This is a genomic window from Mesorhizobium sp. M7A.F.Ca.US.014.04.1.1, from assembly GCF_003998745.1.
Classification (GTDB): Bacteria; Pseudomonadota; Alphaproteobacteria; order Rhizobiales; family Rhizobiaceae; genus Mesorhizobium; species Mesorhizobium ciceri.
In genome coordinates this window covers 1-448 of sequence record NZ_RZRW01001459.1, presented here as the reverse complement: position 1 = coordinate 448, position 448 = coordinate 1, and the positions used below count along the sequence as shown (strand labels likewise).

General features: G+C 62.5%; 1 pseudogene. It reads right to left on the bottom strand.

Annotation, left to right across the window (positions count from 1 at the left end):
- A pseudogene (locus EOA22_RS37105) lies at nucleotides 1–353 on the bottom strand (sensor histidine kinase); the annotation flags it as partial.
- Nucleotides 354–448 lie beyond the last annotated feature (95 nt).

Genomic DNA, 448 nt, shown 5'->3' with positions numbered 1-448 from the left:
ATGACGACAGGCACGGTCATCAGCAGCGAGAACGGATTGGTGAGGCCGCCGGTCATGTAGAGCAGGCCGGCAAGCTGAAGGCTGTCGAAGATGAGGATGCCGAAGGCCGCAAGCGGCGTGAGCCGGTGTGCCGCCGGAAAGCGAAAGGCGAGAAACAGGTTCATCCAGGCCGAACAGGCGATCAGGGCAAAGCAGAGGCTGACCGGCAGCGGAAACTTCAGCCCATAGGCGACGACGAGCACCGCCAGGCTCTGACCGACAATGGCAAGCCATCGCAACCGGATTAGCGTGTTGAGGCGCAGTCTCTGGCTCTGCTGGAAATCGGGCGAACGCAAAACGTTGATCATGGCCATGAATTACAGCCGCGAAGCTCCAAAGGCTAGGTCCCGCGCGGCTTGGCCCGGGCGGTGGCGGCGGCGAGCAGCGGGTTTTCCGGCCAGACATGCTT